Below are 16,892 nucleotides of genomic sequence, written 5' to 3'. Positions count from 1 at the left end.
GTGCTCCTTGAGGGCTGTCATACAAGCATCACCAAAGATTCATGGGGGTGACACCGCGTCTACCTAGGCTGAGCTTGCACAACAAAGTCGACCGGCCGCAACCCCATGGCTGGCTTATGGAGACTCGTAATGACTCGGATCGCTCGCTCTAGCGACAACAGCACTGAACGCCGTCTGCAAGCCGAACGCCTGGTCGGGCCAAGCGCCCTGCAGGAAGCACAGGCCCTTCGTTTCAGCGTCTTCAGCGGTGAATTCAAGGCCAAGCTCAAGGGTGCCGAGCTGGGCCTGGACATGGATGACTACGACATTCACTGCCGTCACATCGGCGTGCGCGACCTCAATAGCGGTCGTCTGGTCGCCACCACACGCCTGCTCGACCACCAGGCTGCCAGCAGCCTGGGGCGTTTCTACAGTGAAGAAGAGTTCAGCCTGCATGGCCTTGGCCATCTGCAGGGGCCGATCCTCGAACTGGGGCGCACCTGTGTCGACCCGGCCTACCGCAATGGCGGCACCATCGCCGTGCTCTGGGCGGAATTGGCCGAAGTGCTCAATGAAGGGCGCTACAGCTACCTGATGGGCTGCGCCAGCATTCCCATGCAGGACGGCGGCGTCCAGGCCCATGCGATCATGCAACGTCTGCGCGAACGCTACCTGTGCACCGAACACCTGCGTGCCGAACCGAAAAAGCCGCTGCCGAGCCTGGCCCTGCCCGGCAACGTCATCGCCGAAATGCCGCCGCTGCTCAAGGCCTATATGCGCCTGGGCGCGAAGATCTGCGGCGAGCCGTGCTGGGATGAAGACTTCCAGGTCGCCGACGTCTTCATCCTGCTCAAGCGCGACGAACTCTGCCCGCGCTACGCCCGCCACTTCAAGGCGGCGGTCTGATGCGGGGCCTGCGCGTCTTCGCACGCGTCCTGCGGGTAGTGCTGGTGGTGCTGTTCGGCTTGGGCATGGCGGCACTGTTCAGCCTTTACGAGCGTCTGCACATTCCAGCCTCGGCCGAGCGCCGTCAGCGCTGGTCGCAACTGTTCATGCGTCAGCTGAGCAACGCCCTGCCCTTCAAGGTCCGGGTGCTTGGCCAGGTGCCGCAACAGCCGATGCTGTGGGTCAGCAACCATGTGTCCTGGACCGACATTCCGCTGCTGGGCATGCTCACCCCCTTGTCGTTCCTGTCCAAGGCCGAAGTGCGCAGCTGGCCGGTGGCCGGCTGGCTGGCACTCAAGGCCGGCACCCTGTTCATCCGCCGTGGCGGCAACGACAGTCAGTTACTGCGTAAACAGATCAGCCAGCACCTGCAACAGGCCGGCGCGTTGTTGATCTTTCCGGAAGGCACCACCACTGATGGCCGCAGCCTGCGCACTTTCCACGGCCGCCTGCTGGCCAGCGCCATCGATACCCAGGTGCCGCTGCAACCGGTGGCCGTGCGTTACCTGCGCGATGGCCAGGTCGATGCAATCGCGCCGTTCATTGGTGACGACGACCTGCTCTCGCACTTGATGCGGCTGTTTGCCAATGAGTGTGCTGAAGTGGAAATCAAGCTGTTGCAGCCGATCCCAAGTGCTGGCGAAGAACGTGCTGCGCTGGCGTTCAAGGCCCTGCAAGCCATTCAGGTGGCCCTGTTTGGCGCCGAGCAGCCGGTTGCTCAGCCACAACGCCGGGCCAAAGCCGCCTAATCCCGAGCCAGGGCCTTGCCGGCGAAGGCCTGCAGCTCGGGATAAAAGCGGCGAAAGTCATCCATCAACGGCGCATACAGCGCATCGACCAGCTCGAGGGCGCCGTCCATCCCTTCTGGGCGTGACAAGCGCCTGGCGATCCCACGGAACACCTGCTCCAGCACCGCAAAATCACGGTACGAAGCCAACCAGTCATCTGCCGCCATAGACGGCGCGATCTGCGCCAGCCGGCCAGGCAGGTCCGGCTGCGCCGCCAGCACCTGATAGACCCGACCGGTGAACTGCTCCAGGGGCTGTTCGGCATAGTCCTGCCAATGGGCCGCCAGGCAATGGTCGAAGAACACATCGAGGATGATCCCGGCATAGCGCCGCCGCTCCCGGGGGAAACGCCCGAGAGACTGCAATACCAGTGGATGGCTGTCGGTGAATACATCGATCTGCCGGTGCAGGCGGATCGCCGCTTCCAGCGGCAGGGGAAAACGCCCGGCCAACGGCCCTTTGACGAAATCCCCATAAAGGCTGCCGAGCAGTTGCTCGGGTTGTTGGCCGCCCAGGTGAAGGTGTGCAAGGTAGTTCATTCGTGCAGTCTAGCACTGGCCCCGCCCATATCGTTATAACCCGATATAGCGATTTACGCTGATCCAAGAACATCTTCATATTTGTATATCGCGAAATACCGATTTATATTTCGCTCCATCGCGATATACCGCTACACAACCATGAGCCCAACCATGCCTCTCGATCTCGACGAAATAATAAAAGCCCTGGCCCACCCAGTACGGCGAGAAATCCTCAACTGGCTGAAAGACCCGGACGTGCAATTCCCTGACCAGCACCACAGCACCGAACACGGTGTCTGCGCGGGGCAGATCGACCAACGCTGCGGCCTGTCGCAGTCCACGGTCTCGGCCCACCTGGCCACCTTGCAACGCGCGGGGCTGATCAGCAGCCAGAAGATCGGACAGTGGCATTTTTTCAAACGCAATGAGGAAACCATCCAGGCCTTCCTCAAGCAGATGAGCCAAGAGCTCTGACAAGGACCTTGCAATGCCCCTTTCACTGATAATTTTGGCGCTCAGCGCCTTCGCCATCGGCACCACCGAGTTCGTCATCATGGGCCTGCTGCCCGATGTCGCGGCGGACCTCGGTGTGTCGATCCCCGGCGCTGGCTGGCTGGTCACCGGCTACGCCCTGGGCGTGGCCATCGGTGCGCCGTTCATGGCCCTGGCCACCTCAAAGCTGCCGCGAAAAGCAGCCCTGATTGCGCTGATGGGCGTGTTCATCGTCGGCAACCTGCTGTGTGCGGTGGCCAGCGACTACAACCTGCTGATGTTCGCCCGGGTGGTCACCGCTCTGTGTCACGGCGCCTTCTTCGGCATCGGCTCGGTGGTTGCCGCCAGCCTGGTGCCGGCCAATCGCCGTGCCTCGGCGGTGGCCCTGATGTTCACCGGCCTGACCCTGGCCAACGTGCTCGGTGTACCGCTGGGCACTGCGCTGGGTCAGGAGTACGGCTGGCGCTCGACCTTCTGGGCAGTGACGGTGATCGGTGTCATCGCCCTGATCGGCCTGATCCGTTTCCTGCCGTTTCGCCATGACGAGGAGAAACTCGACATGCGCGCCGAACTGGCGGCGCTCAAGGGCGCTGGAATCTGGCTGTCGCTGTCGATGACCGTGCTGTTCTCGGCCTCGATGTTTGCCCTGTTCACCTACGTCGCACCGCTGCTCGGCGATGTCACCGGCGTTTCGCCGCGAGGCGTGACCTGGACCCTGCTGTTGATCGGCGTAGGCCTGACCCTGGGCAACATCGTTGGCGGCAAGCTGGCCGACAAGCGCCTGGGCGCCACCCTGGTGGGTGTGTTCGCCAGCATGGCGGTGGTCTCCACCGTACTGAGCTGGACCAGCGCTGCCCTGATCCCCGCCGAGATCACCCTGTTCCTCTGGGCCACGGCCGCCTTCGCCGCGGTACCGGCCCTGCAAGTCAACGTGGTGACCTTCGGCAAGGCCGCTCCGAACTTGGTGTCGACCCTGAACATCGGCGCTTTCAACCTGGGTAACGCCCTCGGCGCCTGGGTCGGCGGTACGGTCATCGCGCAAGGACTGGGCCTGACCCGCGTTCCACTGGCCGCCGCCGCACTGGCCGTGCTGGCCCTGATCGTCACCCTGATTACCTTCAGCCAGCGCGGCAACAACGCCGAACTGGCACCTGCCACTCACTGATCAGCCTTGAGGTTTATATGACGACTATTTTCGATCCGATCACCCTCGGCGACCTCGAACTGCCGAACCGCATCATCATGGCTCCACTGACCCGCTGCCGTGCCGATGAAGGCCGGGTACCCAACGCGTTGATGGCCGAGTACTACGTGCAACGTGCCAGCGCCGGCCTGATCCTCAGCGAGGCCACTTCGGTGACGCCAATGGGCGTCGGTTATCCGGACACCCCAGGTATCTGGTCCGATGGCCAGGTGCGTGGCTGGACCAACGTCACCAAGGCCATCCATGGCGCCGGTGGGCGGATCTTCCTGCAGCTGTGGCATGTCGGGCGCATCTCGCATCCGCTCTACCTCAACGGTGAAACCCCGGTGGCACCGAGCGCGATCCAGCCTAAAGGCCACGTCAGCCTGGTGCGTCCGCTGTCCGACTACCCGACGCCACGGGCCCTGGAAACGGAAGAAATCGCCGATATCGTCGAGGCCTACCGCACCGGTGCCGAGAACGCCAAGGCTGCCGGTTTTGACGGTGTCGAAGTGCATGCCGCGAACGGCTACCTGCTCGATCAGTTCCTGCAGAGCAGCACCAACCAGCGCAGCGACCAGTACGGTGGTTCGCTGGAAAACCGTGCGCGACTGCTGCTGGAAGTGACCGATGCGGTGATCGACGTGTGGGGTGCGCAACGCGTGGGCGTGCATCTGGCGCCACGTGCCGATTCCCATGACATGGGTGACGCCAATCGCGCCGAAACCTTTACTTATGTGGCCCGTGAACTGGGCAAGCGCGGGATTGCCTTTATCTGCTCGCGGGAGAAGGAAGCTGACGACAGCATCGGGCCGTTGATCAAGGAAGCCTTCGGTGGCCCTTACATCGTCAACGAACGCTTCACCAAGGCCAGTGCCAATGCTTCGCTGGCCAGCGGCCGGGCGGACGCGGTGGCCTTCGGTGTACCGTTCATCGCCAACCCGGACCTGCCGGCCCGCCTGGCAGCGGATGCGCCGTTGAACCAGGCACATCCTGAAACCTTCTATAGCAAAGGGCCGGTCGGTTACATCGACTACCCGCGGATGTAGGAATCCTGGGGCTGCTACGCACCCCATCGCCGGCAAGGCCGGCTCCCACAGATTGTGTTGTGGGAGCCGGCCTTGCCGGCGATGGGGCGCTAAGCGGCCCTATTCAAACTCAATCAAGGCCGCGCATTGATCTGCTGTTGCAGATTCTGTACCTGGCTTTGCAAGGTATTGAGACTGCGCGTCATCTGCCGGCGAAACGCATCGAACTCGGCAACCGAGGCACCACTGGCCGTCGGCGTCGCCGGACGATTCTCCTGCTCGCTCTTGAGCACCAGCAGGTCCTGCTCCAGACGCTCGATAGCCGCGCTGGGATTACCCTGCTTCTTCAGTGCCGCAACCTCACCAGTAAGGCTGTTGATCTGGGTGTCGAGCTTGCCGCCGTCCACCTGAGCCGCCTTCAAGGCCGCCAGTTCGCTATTCACCGCTTTCAGTTGGGTCTGCAATTCAGCCTGCAGCTTGGCAGTCGCTGCCTGCTGCTCGGTGGCCTGCGCCAACACTTGCTCCAGACGCTTGCCCAGATCCCCCGCCTGCCCGGCAACACCCTGTTGCTGCTTGCTCTGCTCGACAAGGTTGGCCTGTAGCTGTTTGATCTGCAGTTTCAAGGCTTCGCTGCCGCTGTTGACGCTGGACTCGCTGGCATCGACCTTACCACTGATGGCCTGCAGGCGCCCCGCGGCTTCTTCGCTGATCCGGGCAAAACTCTCCTGGGTCGCTACCAGCTGCTGCTCCATCAACGACACCTGCTGGAAGCTCCACCAGCCAAGCCCGGCCAGGGCAATGAAGGACGCCCCCAACAGCGCCCACAATGGCCCGGTGCTGGCCGCTCGCGGGGCCTTGCGCGCGCCACCGGCAGTCAGGCCTGCGCCTGGCGGCAAGGGGTCAAAGTCATCGTCATCCCGGGTACCGGCACGCAGAGTCGGGACATTGTCGAAATCGTCTTGAGCATCGTTACGCATGAGAGCCTTCAACCGCAGTAATAGCAAATGGGCACTAGTATAAACCGCTTACACCGCGCACTGATCGACCGCAAACCCGCTTGCCGGTTCACTGTTGCAGGTCTTGAGCCTTCCACCAGCCACAGAACTCGTCCAGCGCGGTCCACAGGCTGACCGTGGGCCGGTAGTCCAATAGCTGCCGGGCACGGTTGATGTCCAGGGTGAAATCCTTGCTCATCACCTGCATACCCAGGCGCGACAAGGTCGGCTGTGGGCGCCCAGGCCAAAGCATGCAGGCGCCCTCGTTGAGTGCCGCCAGGCTGTAGGCCAGGCCAAAGGAACGGTAACGGGTGACTTGCGGCAACTGCATCTGGCGCATCACATAGTTGACCACATCCCACAACGGCAGCGGATGCCCGTTACTGATGTTGTAGGCCTGGCCCAGCGCCTGCTCATCGGCGAACAACGCGCTCAGCAGCGCCTCGTTGAGATTCTGCACACTGGTGAAATCGACCTTGTTCAGACCGTTGCCGATAATGGCCAGGCGGCGCTTGCGTTGCATCTGCAACAAACGCGGGAAAATACTGACGTCACCGGCCCCGGTGACAAAGCGCGGGCGCAAGGCCAGAACTTCGAGGCCGAACTCCTGAGCACCGAAGACTTTCTGTTCGGCCAGGTACTTGGTGGCCCCGTAGTGATCATAAAAGCGCCGCGGCACCTGCTCTTCATGGATGTTCTGCTGTGAACGCCCGTTGAAGTAGATCGACGGCGACGACAGGTGCACCAGGCGCCGTACATGCTCTTTAAGGCACGCCTCGACCACATTTTCAGTGACCACCACATTGCCCTGGTAGAAGTCCTGGTAGCGCCCCCAGTTACCCACGGCCCCGGCGCAGTGCACCACGGCATCGACGCCCTGGCACAGGCGTCTGGCCAGTTCCGCGTCGCCAAGGTCGCCGGGGATGAACTGGGCCCCGCGCCGCACCAGGTGCTCGACCCCTTCGGCGCGCCGGCCGTTGACCCGAACCTCAAGGCCCTGCTCCAGGGCAAAGCGCGCAAAGCGCCCGCCAATGAAGCCGCTCGCGCCGGTGACCAGAATTCGCATGTACCACTCCGCCTTACCAATTTTCAGATGCTGCTGACGCTGCCAGACCTTACAACGGCACTAGCCACTGCCGGGCGGTCTGATGCAGGTGTTCGGTCAATTGCCCGAGCAGTTGTCCGCCATTACGCCAATGATGCCAGTACAAAGGCACATCGATGGGTTTATCCGCTGAAATTTCTACCAGACGCCCGCTGGCCAGTTGCTCACGCACCTGCAACTCCGGCACCAGTCCCCAGCCCAGACCGGCCTCGGTCATACGCAAAAAGCCCTCGGAAGAAGGGCACAGGTGATGCAGGAAACCGTCTTCGATACCCAGCGATGCCAGGTAGCGATGCTGGAGAAAATCATCCGGGCCGAACACCAGTGCCGGCGTGCGTGGCAAACGCCTGGCATCAAAGCCTTCGGCAAAGTAACGGGCCATGAACGCCGGGCTGGCCAGGGCACGGTAACGCATGGCCCCCAACAGTATGCTGCGTGCACCGGCGACCGGACGTTCGCTACCACACAGGCACGCCGCCACCTCACCCGCCCGCATACGCTTGAGACCGACCTCCTGATCCTCGACCACCAGGTCCAGCAAAACCTGTTGGTCGGCGCAAAACCTACCGACCGCCCCTGCCCACCAGGTGGCGAGGCTGTCGGCGTTGAGGGCGATGCGCAACCGTTCGGGCATGCCCTCCTCGTCCAGCGCCGGCACCTGGCTTTGCAGATCGCGCTCCAGCAGCCGCACCTGCTGCACATGGTTGAGCAGGCGCCGGCCGACATCCGTCGGGCTGGGCGGATTGGCGCGTATCAGTACCGGTTGCCCGACCCGCGCCTCGAGCAGCTTGATGCGCTGGGAAATCGCCGATTGCGACAACCCCAGCACCTGCGCCGCACGTTCGAAACCGGCCTGTTCGATGACCGCAGCGAGGGCGGCAAGCAGTTTGTAGTCGAACATTATTTTTCCTAATGCCAGATCAGGTTTATTTGTTTTTCTTATACAGATTCACCCCCCAGAATCGCCAGCATCTTTTTTGGTTTTATCCGCCAGCGTCCTGCTGGTGTCTGTGGAGCGTCTCCTATGTGGCAAAGCTACCTGAACGGCCTGCTGGTCGCCTTCGGCCTGATCATGGCGATCGGCACCCAGAACGCATTCGTCCTGGCGCAAAGCCTGCGCCGTGAACATCATTTGCCGGTAGCCGCACTTTGTGTGTTCTGCGATGCCATTCTGGTGGCGGCCGGGGTATTCGGCCTGGCCTCGGTGCTCGCGCAAAATCCGACCTTACTGGCGGTGGCACGCTGGGGCGGCGCGGTGTTCCTGATCTGGTACGGCAGCAAGGCGTTACTGCGCGCCTGTTCGCAACAGAGCCTGCAACAGGGTGAAGGCCAAGGCCTGCGCTCGCGCCGGGCGGTGCTGCTCAGCGCCCTCGCGGTGACCCTGCTCAATCCCCATGTGTATCTGGACACGGTGTTGCTGATCGGCTCGCTGGGTGCCCAGCAGACCGAGCCCGGTGCCTACGTGGCCGGTGCGGCCAGCGCCTCGCTGCTGTGGTTCTTCACCCTCGCCCTCGGCGCCGCCTGGCTTGCGCCCTGGCTGGCACGCCCCGGCACCTGGCGTCTGCTCGACCTGATGGTGGCGGTAATGATGTTCGCCGTGGCGGCGCAGCTGATCTTCACCTGAGCACCGCCGGTCTGGCGCTGGCAAAGGCTCTGGAACCTCTTTCCCGTACACTTGTTGCGTGGTTAAGCACAGGGCCGGGTGCTATGATCCAGCCCTTGCGTCGCAAAGAGTACAAACTCCCCGACGCACACCGGCCGCCCGTGATCGGCCTTGCGCTCACCGCAACAGACCTGATTAGGAGAATCACCATGGCTTTTGAATTGCCGCCGCTGCCTTACCCACACGACGCCCTGCAGCCGCACATTTCCAAGGAAACCTTGGAGTACCACCACGACAAGCACCACAACACCTATGTCGTGAACCTGAACAACCTGGTGCCAGGCACCGAGTTTGAAGGCAAAACCCTGGAAGAGATCGTCAAGTCCTCTTCGGGCGGTATCTTCAACAACGCCGCTCAGGTCTGGAACCACACCTTCTACTGGAACTGCCTGGCGCCAAACGCCGGTGGCCAGCCTACCGGCGCCCTGGCTGATGCCATCAACGCTGCGTTCGGCTCCTTCGACAAGTTCAAGGAAGAGTTCACCAAGACTTCCGTCGGCACCTTCGGTTCCGGCTGGGGCTGGCTGGTGAAAAAGGCTGACGGTTCCCTGGCCCTGGCCAGCACCATCGGCGCCGGCTGCCCGCTGACCAGCGGCGACACCCCGCTGCTGACCTGCGACGTCTGGGAACACGCCTACTACATCGACTACCGCAACCTGCGTCCAAAATACGTCGAGGCGTTCTGGAACCTGGTCAACTGGAAGTTCGTTGCCGAGCAGTTCGAAGGCAAGACCTTCACCGCTTAAGCAAACTGCGGCAGAAAAAACCCGGCTTGTCCGGGTTTTTTTTCGCCTGTCTCACGCGGTCCGGCTCTTGCCCGAAACTGATACCGCGCTAACATCAAACCTTGGGAAGTTTGCTTCCAGGATTAAAGTCGCAAGGCCGGGCAACCGATACAGTGATAGCAGCAATACCATCACCTCGCGGGTGGGGTATGTTCTGTCAACGGCCGATAGTGGATTGCCAAGAATGATGGCAAAATGATGCCATGCGCATGGATTAAGGAAACCCCATTGAAGCTGGAACTCAAGAACAGCTTATCGGTCAAGTTGCTCAGGGTCGTACTGCTCTCGGCACTGGTGGTTGGTGTCGTTCTCAGTTGTGCGCAGATCGTCTTTGATGCCTACAAGACTCGCCAGGCAGTGGCCAATGACGCCCAGCGAATCCTCGACATGTTCCGCGACCCTTCCACCCAGGCGGTCTACAGCCTGGACAAGGAAATGGGCATGCAGGTCATGGAAGGGTTGTTCCAGGACGAATCGGTGCGCATGGCCTCCATCGGCCATCCCAACGAAACCATGCTCGCCGAAAAATCCCGGCCTTTGCAGGAGTCGAGCACGCGCTGGTTGACCGACCTGATCCTCGGCCAGGAGCGCACCTTCAACACACAACTGGTCGGCCGTGGTCCCTACAGCGAATATTACGGCGACCTGAGCATCACCCTCGACACGGCGTCCTACGGCGCAGGTTTTCTGGTCAATTCGGTGATCATCTTTATTTCCGGGGTTCTGCGCGCCCTGGCCATGGGCCTGGTGCTGTACCTGGTCTATCACTGGATGCTGACCAAGCCGCTGTCGAAGATCATTGAACACCTTACCCAGATCAATCCCGACCGCCCCAGCCAGCACCAGTTGCCGTTGATCAAGGGCCACGAGCGCAACGAACTGGGCGTGTGGGTCAATACCGCCAACCAGTTGCTGGCATCGATCGAGCGCAATACACACTTGCGTCACGAAGCCGAAAACAGCCTGCAGCGCATGGCCCAGTACGACTTCCTGACCGGCCTGCCCAATCGCCAGCAACTGCAACAGCAACTGGACAAGATCCTGGTCGATGCCGGTCGCCTGCAGCGCCGGGTCGCGGTGCTGTGCGTCGGCCTTGACGACTTCAAGGGTATCAACGAGCAATTCAGTTACCAGGCCGGCGATCAATTGCTGCTGGCCCTGGCCGATCGCCTGCGCGCTCACAGTGGACGGCTCGGTGCCCTGGCGCGCCTGGGCGGCGATCAGTTCGCCCTGGTCCAGGCCGATATCGAGCAACCGTACGAAGCAGCGGAACTGGCCCAGAGCATTCTCGACGACCTGGAAGCCCCCTTCGCCCTCGACCACCAGGAAATCCGTCTGCGCGCCACCATCGGCATCACCTTGTTCCCGGAAGACGGCGACAGCACCGAAAAGCTGCTGCAAAAAGCCGAGCAGACCATGACCCTGGCCAAGACCCGCTCGCGCAACCGCTACCAGTTCTACATCGCCAGCGTCGACAGCGAAATGCGCCGCCGCCGCGAGCTGGAAAAAGACCTGCGCGAAGCCCTGCCGCGCAATCAGCTGTACCTGGTCTACCAGCCACAGATCAGCTACCGCGACCACCGTGTGGTCGGTGTCGAAGCGTTGCTGCGCTGGCAGCATCCGGAACTGGGCATGGTCCCGCCGGACCAGTTCATCCCCCTGGCCGAACAGAATGGCAACATCATTGCCATCGGCGAATGGGTGCTCGACCAGGCCTGCCGGCAACTGCGCGAATGGCACGACCAGGGTTTCAGCGAATTGCGCATGGCGGTCAACCTGTCGACCGTGCAGCTGCACCACAATGAACTGCCGCGGGTGGTCAACAACCTGCTGCAGATCTACCGTCTGCCGCCGCGCAGCCTGGAGCTGGAGGTGACCGAAACCGGCCTGATGGAAGACATCAGCACCGCCGCCCAGCACCTGCTGAGCCTGCGCCGGTCCGGCGCAATGATCGCCATTGACGACTTCGGTACCGGCTATTCCTCGCTCAGTTACCTGAAATCGCTACCGCTGGACAAGATCAAGATCGACAAGAGCTTTGTCCAGGACCTGCTCGACGACGACGACGATGCAACCATCGTTCGCGCCATCATCCAGCTGGGCAAGAGCCTGGGCATGCAGGTGATCGCCGAAGGCGTGGAAACCGCAGAGCAGGAGGCCTACATCATCGCCCAAGGCTGCCATGAAGGTCAGGGTTACCACTACAGCAAACCGCTACCGGCGCGCGAGCTGACAGTGTTCCTCAAGCAAGCGCAACGCAATCAGGTTTCGATTCTCTAAACCCCTGAAGACATTGAACGAAGCGGCGAAAACACGCATTTGAATATTTACGTGACTGCCTCTTTACACAAAATGCAAATCTTTCGCATTATGTTGCAGCTTTGCGTACCCCGGTACGCCTGTCCAACCTCTCGACGCAGGAATTCACCATGATTCGTATGCCTCTGGCCACCGCCAGTCTGTTGGCCATTGCCATCTCTCTCGCCGGTTGCGGCGACGACAAGGACAAGGCCGCCGCACCGCAAGCCCAGGCCCCGGCTACCAGCGCAGCAGCACCGGCTGCGGCAGGCGCCGTCGACGAGGCCGCTGCCAAGGCGGTGGTCAAGCATTACGCCGACATGGTTCACGCCGTCTACAGCGACTCGCTGAGCACCGCCAAGACCCTGCAGACCGCTATCGACGCGTTCCTCGCCAAACCCAACGACGAAACCCTGAAAGCCGCCAAGGCTGCCTGGGTTGCCTCTCGCGTGCCTTACCTGCAGAGCGAAGTGTTCCGCTTTGGCAATACCATCGTCGACGACTGGGAAGGTCAGGTGAACGCCTGGCCGCTGGACGAAGGCCTGATCGACTACGTCGACGCCAGCTACGAGCACGCCCTGGGCAACCCGGGTGCTGCGGCCAACATCATCGCCAACACCGAGATCCAGGTCGGCGAAGACAAGATCGACGTCAAGCAAATCACCCCGGAAAAACTCGCCAGCCTGAATGAGCTGGGCGGTTCCGAAGCCAACGTCGCCACCGGCTACCACGCCATCGAATTCCTGCTCTGGGGCCAGGACCTCAACGGCACCGGCCCAGGCGCTGGCGCCCGTCCGGCCTCCGACTACCTGGAAGGCAAAGGCGCCACTGGCGGTCACAACGAACGTCGCCGCGCGTATCTCAAGGCCGTGACCCAACTGCTGGTCAAAGACCTGGAAGAAATGGTCGGCAACTGGGCGGCCAAACGTCGCCACCAACTATCGCGCCACGCTTGAAGCCGAGCCTGTGACCGATGGCCTGCGCAAGATGCTGTTCGGCATGGGCAGCCTGTCGCTGGGTGAACTGGCGGGCGAGCGCATGAAGGTTTCCCTGGAAGCCAACTCGCCTGAAGACGAGCACGACTGCTTCAGCGACAACACCCACTACTCGCACTTCTACGACGCCAAGGGCATCCGCAACGTCTACCTCGGCGAGTACACCCGCCCTGACGGTACCAAGCTGACCGGCCCGAGCCTGTCGTCGCTGGTGGCCAAGATCGATCCGGCCACCGACGCAACCCTCAAGGCCGACCTTGAAGCCACTGAAGCGAAGATCCAGGTCATTGTCGACCACGCGCTCAAGGGCGAGCACTACGACCAACTGATCGCTGCCGACAACACCGCCGGCAACCAGATCGTGCGTGACGCCATCGCTTCGCTGGTCAAGCAGACCGGTGCAATCGAACAGGCTGCCGGCAAGCTGGGTATCGCCAACCTCAACCCGGACACCGCCGATCACGAATTCTGATCCGTTGTCCTGAGTGAGAGAACGCCCGGTCATCGTACCGGGCGTTTTCGTTTCCGCTGGTACGTTTCCGTCTGCATAACCCCCTTCTGTTCGATCACCGTGTGCTCAGCACCCACGCAAGAACGAACAGGAGGATCAATGTTCCAGATTCTGGATGTATGGGGTGAAGGGCGGATCGTCGACCACTCAGCCGGCAGCGCGCTCATCACCGGCTTCGTCAACGCCTATAACCTGAACAAAAATGGCCAGAAGATCTCCAACGGCCCGTTCACCGGCGAAGCGATCCCGCACCTGCTAGTGGTCTACGACTACACCGCCCCAACCTTCCCGGTAGACGATCGCTCGGTCCCCCATGTGACCCTGATGGGTGCACCAATCACTCCTGGCGTTGCCCGGGAGATGTGCCGGGTGGTCAGCCTGCCGGGAAAGATCTACCTGTACGACCCCAATGAGACCGACCGGCGCATGTTCGAAGCGATTGCCTTCGATCACGGCTTTCACCTCGAAGGGCGTTTCGACCCTGCCGAGCTCGCGCCGCCCTTCAACGAAATCACACTCCTGGCAGCCTACGTCTACCGCTCCCCAGCCGCGCCACTGCCACGTCCCGAACACCAAACCGCCCAAGGATAAAAACCATGGCCAGTCTCACCTACCTTAGATCCATCGCCAACAACACCCCCTACACCCTCACTCTGATCGACGGCGAAAACCGAAGTCAGAGCCTCGCCATCGGTGCCCAGCAGGCCTGGGCCGGCTCATTGGCCATACCCTGGATTGGCAACTCCGGAGAGAACCACAAAGCCTTGCGACTGATTCTTGGGCCGCGCTCAGCGACCAATATCTGGCTGTTCCAAGACTATTGGCAGCCAGCACACGAGGACGCCATCAAGTACCTCACCGCCTCCAGCATGGAATACGCAAGCGAAGAGGTTCAGGAGGTGCCAGGGGACAATCGTAAAGGAGGCGACAAAAACCTGATCGTCAACCTGGTCAACCGCGACTTCACCTTGTTCATTGCCTGAGGGGCTGTGGAACAGCAACGATTTCATCAAGCAAACGCAAATCCCTCTTATTCCATGATCCTGAGCCTGCTAAGCTTGCACGCCGGTTTTTTGCTCAAGCTCAGGATTCTTGATGTCTTCGTTGCTGCTCCGTCTCAGCCCCTTGCTTCTGGCCATGACCCTGGTCGCCTGTGACGACGCCCCGCGTTTCACCCAGGCGGAACCTGGCGAGGCCTTTGCCGGTGGCAAGACGACGGTCAACAAGCGCGACCAGAACGCCTATTCCATGCCCTCGGCCAACCTCGCGCCGAGCCGTCGCCTGGACTTCAGTGTCGGCAACAGTTTCTTTCGCAATCCTTGGGTGATTGCCCCCGCGACCACCACCGCCCGCGATGGCCTGGGACCGCTGTTCAACGCCAATGCCTGCCAGAACTGCCATATCAAGGATGGCCGTGGCCATCCGCCCGGCCCCAGCGCCAAACATGCCGTGTCGATGATCGTGCGCCTGTCGATTCCTGACCAACCGCACTACGCCAAAGTCATCGAGCAACTGGGCATCGTGCCCGAGCCGGTCTATGGCGGTCAGTTCCAGGACATGGCCGTGCCCGGCGTCACCCCCGAAGGCAAAGTACGTGTCGAGTACACACCGGTGCCGGTGACCTTCAAGGACGGCACCCAGGTCGAGCTGCGCCAGCCAACGCTGCAGATCAGCCAGCTCGGTTACGGTCCGATGCACCCCGATACGCGCTTTTCCGCCCGCGTTGCCCCGCCGATGATCGGCCTGGGCCTGCTTGAAGCCATCCCCGAAGCGGCGATTCTGGCCAATGCCGATCCCGACGACCGCAACGGCGACGGCATCCGTGGCCGGCCCAACCAGGTCTGGGACGATGCCCTGGGCAAGACCGTCCTTGGCCGTTTCGGCTGGAAGGCCGGGCAACCGAACATCAACCAGCAGAACGTGCATGCGTTTTCCGGCGACATGGGCCTGACCAGCAGCCTGCGGCCGCTGGACGACTGCACCCCGGCACAGGTCGACTGTCTGAAAGCCCCCAATGGCAACGGTGCCAATGGCGAGCAGGAAGTCAGCGACAACATTGCCCGCCTGGTGCTGTTCTACGCCCGCAACCTGGCGGTACCGATCCGCCAGGACGTCGACTCGCCCCAGGTGCTGGCCGGCAAGAACCTGTTCCACCAGGCCGGCTGCCAGAGCTGCCATACCCCAAGTTTCACCACGGCCGCCGACGCTGCCGAGCCGGAGCTGGCCAACCAGCTGATCCGCCCGTACAGCGACTTGCTGTTGCACGACATGGGCCCGGGCCTTGCCGACAACCGCAGCGAGTTCGCCGCCAGCGGCCAGGACTGGCGCACGCCACCGCTGTGGGGCATAGGCCTGACCCAGACCGTCAGCGCCCAGGCCGGATTTCTTCACGATGGCCGCGCCCGCAACCTGCTTGAAGCCGTGCTCTGGCACGGTGGCGAAGCCGAAGCGGCCAGGCAGCACGTTTTGACCTTCAATGCCGAGCAACGCGCCGCGTTGCTGGCGTTCCTGAATTCACTTTAAGAGAGAGAAGCCGGGCATGTTCCGTCCTAAACTGTTGTTCACCAGCCTTGCCGCCCTCGCCCTAGGTGCCTGCTCGCCGCAGGACCCGCAGGCAGTGACCTCCGCCGCCATTGCCAAGCAGGTGATCCTGCCGACCTACAGCCGCTGGGTCGAAGCCGACCGCCAGCTGGCCGTCAGCGCCCTGGCCTACTGCGAAGGCAAGGCCGATCTGGCAACCGCCCGTGCCGACTTCCTGCATGCACAAAAAGCCTGGGCCGAACTGCAACCGCTGCTGATCGGCCCGCTGGCTGAAGGCAACCGCGCCTGGCAGGTACAGTTCTGGCCAGACAAGAAAAACCTGGTCGGCCGTCAGGTCGAGCAACTGGTCAGCGCCGACAAGCCGATCGATACCGCCAGCCTGGCCAAATCCAGTGTGGTGGTGCGTGGCCTGTCCGCCTACGAGTACATCCTCTTCGACAGCAAGCCAGACGTCGCCAGCGCCGAGCAGAAAGCCCGCTATTGCCCACTGCTGGTGGCCATCGGCGAGCACCAGAAAGCCCTCGCCGAAGAGATCCTCAAGAGCTGGAACAACACCGACGGCATGCTCGCGCAGCTGACCAAGTTCCCCAACCAGCGCTACGCCGACTCCCACGAGGCGATTGCCGACTTGTTGCGGGCCCAGGTCACTGCCCTCGATACCCTGAAGAAAAAACTCGGCGCCCCAATGGGCCGTCTGAGCAAAGGTATCCCGCAGCCGCTGCAGGCCGAAGCCTGGCGTAGCCATTCCTCGCTGAAAAGCCTGGAAGCCAGCCTGACCGCTGCGCAAACCGTCTGGGTCGGTGTCGACAACCAGGGCCTGCGCGGCCTGCTGGGCAAAGATCAGAAAGCCCTGGCCGACAAGATCGACTCGGCCTACGCCAATGCCCTCAAGCTGCTCAGCGCCAATCAGAAGTCGCTGGGCGAACTGCTCGATGACGAAGCCGGACGCCAGCAGCTCAACGACATCTACGAAAGCCTCAACGCTGTCCACCGCCTGCACGAAGGCGAGCTGGCCAAGGCGCTGGGCATTCAACTGGGCTTCAATGCCAACGACGGTGACTGA

General features: G+C 62.1%; 16 protein-coding genes and 1 pseudogene. 13 read left to right on the top strand and 4 right to left on the bottom strand.

The genetic code is table 11. The features are described from left to right. Positions 1-129: 129 nt before the first annotated feature. On the top strand, positions 130-885 hold the full coding sequence (gene olsB, locus ACVI9W_RS17245; RefSeq protein ID WP_038607354.1) for an L-ornithine N(alpha)-acyltransferase: 756 nt from the start codon (positions 130-132) through the stop codon (positions 883-885). Beyond that, positions 885-1,673, top strand: a complete 789-nt coding sequence (locus ACVI9W_RS17240) for a lysophospholipid acyltransferase family protein (RefSeq protein WP_461530622.1) — start codon at positions 885-887, stop codon at positions 1,671-1,673. The genes olsB and ACVI9W_RS17240 overlap by 1 nt, the downstream gene beginning before the upstream one ends. Here ACVI9W_RS17240 and ACVI9W_RS17235 read toward each other — a convergent pair. Next, positions 1,670-2,251 (bottom strand): acyl carrier protein phosphodiesterase, encoded by a 582-nt coding sequence (locus ACVI9W_RS17235; RefSeq protein ID WP_461530621.1) that lies wholly within the window; start codon positions 2,249-2,251, stop codon positions 1,670-1,672. The genes ACVI9W_RS17240 and ACVI9W_RS17235 overlap by 4 nt on opposite strands. A 153-nt stretch (positions 2,252-2,404) precedes the next feature. On the opposite strand from ACVI9W_RS17235, the gene ACVI9W_RS17230 reads away from it, so the two are divergent. From ACVI9W_RS17230 to ACVI9W_RS17220, 3 genes are read left to right on the top strand one after another with little or no spacing between them, the layout of a single operon-like run. After that, positions 2,405-2,707, top strand: a complete 303-nt coding sequence (locus ACVI9W_RS17230) for an ArsR/SmtB family transcription factor (protein WP_038607345.1) — start codon at positions 2,405-2,407, stop codon at positions 2,705-2,707. Positions 2,708-2,720: 13 nt separating this feature from the next. After that, complete coding sequence (locus tag ACVI9W_RS17225) at positions 2,721-3,890, top strand: MFS transporter (protein ID WP_157191268.1); 1,170 nt, start codon at positions 2,721-2,723, stop codon at positions 3,888-3,890. 17 nt (positions 3,891-3,907) lie between these two features. Beyond that, on the top strand, positions 3,908-4,957 hold the full coding sequence (locus ACVI9W_RS17220) for an alkene reductase (RefSeq protein WP_461530620.1): 1,050 nt from the start codon (positions 3,908-3,910) through the stop codon (positions 4,955-4,957). Positions 4,958-5,070: 113 nt separating this feature from the next. Here ACVI9W_RS17220 and ACVI9W_RS17215 read toward each other — a convergent pair whose 3' ends face one another. From ACVI9W_RS17215 to ACVI9W_RS17205, 3 genes are all read right to left on the bottom strand, one after another. Continuing rightward, positions 5,071-5,913: an ATPase gene (locus ACVI9W_RS17215; RefSeq protein ID WP_461530619.1), complete on the bottom strand. Its 843-nt coding sequence runs from the start codon at positions 5,911-5,913 to the stop codon at positions 5,071-5,073. Positions 5,914-6,001: 88 nt separating this feature from the next. Next, on the bottom strand, positions 6,002-6,997 hold the full coding sequence (locus tag ACVI9W_RS17210; RefSeq protein WP_157191265.1) for an NAD-dependent epimerase/dehydratase family protein: 996 nt from the start codon (positions 6,995-6,997) through the stop codon (positions 6,002-6,004). A gap of 49 nt (positions 6,998-7,046) precedes the next feature. Next, the gene (locus ACVI9W_RS17205; RefSeq protein WP_157191264.1) at positions 7,047-7,937 is read right to left on the bottom strand and encodes a LysR family transcriptional regulator ArgP; all 891 of its coding nucleotides are present in this window, start codon (positions 7,935-7,937) and stop codon (positions 7,047-7,049) included. A 123-nt stretch (positions 7,938-8,060) separates the two neighbouring features. Here ACVI9W_RS17205 and ACVI9W_RS17200 point away from each other — a divergent pair, with 123 nt between their 5' ends. The 8 genes and pseudogenes from ACVI9W_RS17200 to ACVI9W_RS17165 all read left to right on the top strand — a co-directional run bounded on the left by ACVI9W_RS17200 (position 8,061) and on the right by ACVI9W_RS17165 (position 16,892). Then, positions 8,061-8,660 (top strand): LysE/ArgO family amino acid transporter, encoded by a 600-nt coding sequence (locus tag ACVI9W_RS17200; RefSeq protein ID WP_038607328.1) that lies wholly within the window; start codon positions 8,061-8,063, stop codon positions 8,658-8,660. Positions 8,661-8,848: 188 nt separating this feature from the next. Continuing rightward, positions 8,849-9,445: a superoxide dismutase gene (locus ACVI9W_RS17195; protein WP_038607326.1), complete on the top strand. Its 597-nt coding sequence runs from the start codon at positions 8,849-8,851 to the stop codon at positions 9,443-9,445. Positions 9,446-9,712: 267 nt separating this feature from the next. Further along, positions 9,713-11,764 (top strand): putative bifunctional diguanylate cyclase/phosphodiesterase, encoded by a 2,052-nt coding sequence (locus ACVI9W_RS17190; RefSeq protein ID WP_038607324.1) that lies wholly within the window; start codon positions 9,713-9,715, stop codon positions 11,762-11,764. Positions 11,765-11,913: 149 nt separating this feature from the next. Continuing rightward, positions 11,914-13,249 (top strand): annotated as a pseudogene (locus tag ACVI9W_RS17185) (imelysin family protein). Between the two features lie 138 nt (positions 13,250-13,387). Then, a complete protein-coding gene (locus ACVI9W_RS17180) occupies positions 13,388-13,879 on the top strand; it encodes a hypothetical protein (protein WP_461530618.1) in 492 nt (163 codons plus the stop codon). Positions 13,880-13,884: 5 nt separating this feature from the next. Continuing rightward, entirely contained in the window at positions 13,885-14,271 is a 387-nt protein-coding gene (locus ACVI9W_RS17175) for a hypothetical protein (RefSeq protein ID WP_461530617.1), read from the top strand. 112 nt (positions 14,272-14,383) lie between these two features. Further along, complete coding sequence (locus ACVI9W_RS17170) at positions 14,384-15,811, top strand: di-heme oxidoreductase family protein (RefSeq protein ID WP_461530616.1); 1,428 nt, start codon at positions 14,384-14,386, stop codon at positions 15,809-15,811. A 16-nt stretch (positions 15,812-15,827) separates the two neighbouring features. Continuing rightward, positions 15,828-16,892 carry an imelysin family protein gene (locus ACVI9W_RS17165; protein ID WP_461530615.1) on the top strand — a complete coding sequence of 355 codons (1,065 nt, stop codon included), beginning with the start codon at positions 15,828-15,830 and terminating at the stop codon, positions 16,890-16,892.

The sequence above is a fragment of the Pseudomonas sp. 210_17 TE3656 genome (assembly GCF_054821965.1).
This window is presented reverse-complemented; position numbering and strand designations above follow the sequence as displayed.

Excerpts from the sequence above, each read along its gene's own strand:
- olsB (WP_038607354.1), top strand. The coding sequence starts at position 130 with ATGACTCGGATCGCTCGCTCTAGCGACAACAGCACTGAACGCCGTCTG.
- ACVI9W_RS17240 (WP_461530622.1), top strand. The coding sequence starts at position 885 with ATGCGGGGCCTGCGCGTCTTCGCACGCGTCCTGCGGGTAGTGCTGGTG.
- ACVI9W_RS17235 (WP_461530621.1), bottom strand. The coding sequence starts at position 2,251 with ATGAACTACCTTGCACACCTTCACCTGGGCGGCCAACAACCCGAGCAA.
- ACVI9W_RS17230 (WP_038607345.1), top strand. The coding sequence starts at position 2,405 with ATGCCTCTCGATCTCGACGAAATAATAAAAGCCCTGGCCCACCCAGTA.
- ACVI9W_RS17225 (WP_157191268.1), top strand. The coding sequence starts at position 2,721 with ATGCCCCTTTCACTGATAATTTTGGCGCTCAGCGCCTTCGCCATCGGC.
- ACVI9W_RS17220 (WP_461530620.1), top strand. The coding sequence starts at position 3,908 with ATGACGACTATTTTCGATCCGATCACCCTCGGCGACCTCGAACTGCCG.
- ACVI9W_RS17215 (WP_461530619.1), bottom strand. The coding sequence starts at position 5,913 with ATGCGTAACGATGCTCAAGACGATTTCGACAATGTCCCGACTCTGCGT.
- ACVI9W_RS17210 (WP_157191265.1), bottom strand. The coding sequence starts at position 6,997 with ATGCGAATTCTGGTCACCGGCGCGAGCGGCTTCATTGGCGGGCGCTTT.
- ACVI9W_RS17205 (WP_157191264.1), bottom strand. The coding sequence starts at position 7,937 with ATGTTCGACTACAAACTGCTTGCCGCCCTCGCTGCGGTCATCGAACAG.
- ACVI9W_RS17200 (WP_038607328.1), top strand. The coding sequence starts at position 8,061 with ATGTGGCAAAGCTACCTGAACGGCCTGCTGGTCGCCTTCGGCCTGATC.
- ACVI9W_RS17195 (WP_038607326.1), top strand. The coding sequence starts at position 8,849 with ATGGCTTTTGAATTGCCGCCGCTGCCTTACCCACACGACGCCCTGCAG.
- ACVI9W_RS17180 (WP_461530618.1), top strand. The coding sequence starts at position 13,388 with ATGTTCCAGATTCTGGATGTATGGGGTGAAGGGCGGATCGTCGACCAC.
- ACVI9W_RS17175 (WP_461530617.1), top strand. The coding sequence starts at position 13,885 with ATGGCCAGTCTCACCTACCTTAGATCCATCGCCAACAACACCCCCTAC.
- ACVI9W_RS17170 (WP_461530616.1), top strand. The coding sequence starts at position 14,384 with ATGTCTTCGTTGCTGCTCCGTCTCAGCCCCTTGCTTCTGGCCATGACC.
- ACVI9W_RS17165 (WP_461530615.1), top strand. The coding sequence starts at position 15,828 with ATGTTCCGTCCTAAACTGTTGTTCACCAGCCTTGCCGCCCTCGCCCTA.